This is a genomic window from Sphingomonas mali NBRC 15500 (assembly GCF_001598415.1).
In the GTDB taxonomy this organism is placed as follows: Bacteria; Pseudomonadota; Alphaproteobacteria; order Sphingomonadales; family Sphingomonadaceae; genus Sphingomonas; species Sphingomonas mali.
Genome location: NZ_BCYX01000103.1, coordinates 1 through 1153 on the forward strand (window position 1 = coordinate 1; position 1153 = coordinate 1153).

Sequence of the window (1153 nt, forward strand, 5' to 3'; positions counted from 1 at the left end):
GCCTTGGTGAGGTCGCGCATCATGGCTTCGTCATGGGCAGGGCCGGGGGTGAAGCGCAGGCGTTCGGTGCCGCGCGGCACGGTCGGGTAATTGATCGGCTGAACATAGACGCCGTATTCGGCAAGCAGGATGTCGCTGATCCGCTTCGCCTTGACCGGATCGCCGACCATCAAAGGCACGATATGCGTGTCACCGGGCAATACCGGCAGACCCGCTTCGGCGAGCATCGCCTTGAGCATCCTGGCCGAGGCCTGCTGCCCGTCGCGCTCGGCGGTCGATGCCTTGAGGTGGCGGACGGACGCAAGCACGCCGGCGACCAGCACCGGCGACAGCGAGGTCGTGAAGATGAAGCCCGGCGCGTAGCTGCGGATGACGTCGATGATCGTCTGGTCGGCAGCGATATAGCCGCCCATCACCCCGAATGCCTTGCCCAGCGTGCCCTCGATGATCGTGATGCGGTCGGCGACCTGGTCGCGCTCCGAAATGCCGCCGCCCCTGGGACCGTACATGCCGACGGCATGGACCTCATCGAGATAGGTCAGCGCATTGTATTTGTCGGCAAGGTCGCAGATCGCGGCCAGCGGCGCGATGTCGCCTTCCATCGAATAGACGCTCTCGAACGCGATCAGCTTGGGCGCGTTGGGGTCCTCGGCCGCGAGCAACGCTTCGAGATGCGCCAGATCATTGTGGCGGAATACGCGCTTCTCGCAGCCCGAATTGCGGATGCCCGCGATCATCGAGGCGTGATTGAGCTCGTCCGAAAAGATGATGCAGCCGGGCAGGATCTTGCCCAGGGTCGCCAAGGTCGCCTCGTTCGAGACATAGCCCGAGGTGAACAGCAAGGCGCCTTCCTTGCCATGCAGGTCGGCCAGCTCGCCCTCGAGGTCGACATGGTAATGCGTGTTGCCGCCGATATTGCGCGTGCCGCCCGAGCCCGCGCCGACATCGTGCAGCGCTTCCTCCATCGCCGCGATCACCTTGGGATGCTGGCCCATCGCGAGATAATCGTTCGAGCACCACACCGTGATCGGCATCGGCCCGTTATGACCGGCGAAACACCGCGCATTGGGAAACATCCCCTTGTTGCGCAAGATGTCGATGAACACGCGATACCGCCCCTCGGCATGCAGCCGGTCGATCGCCTGGGTGAACA

General features: G+C 64.0%; 1 protein-coding gene. It reads right to left on the bottom strand.

Annotated features, from left to right (window positions below):
• The coding region (gene hemA / locus SMA01S_RS23965) for a 5-aminolevulinate synthase (RefSeq protein ID WP_066828000.1) at positions 1-1153 on the bottom strand (1153 nt) is incomplete at both ends.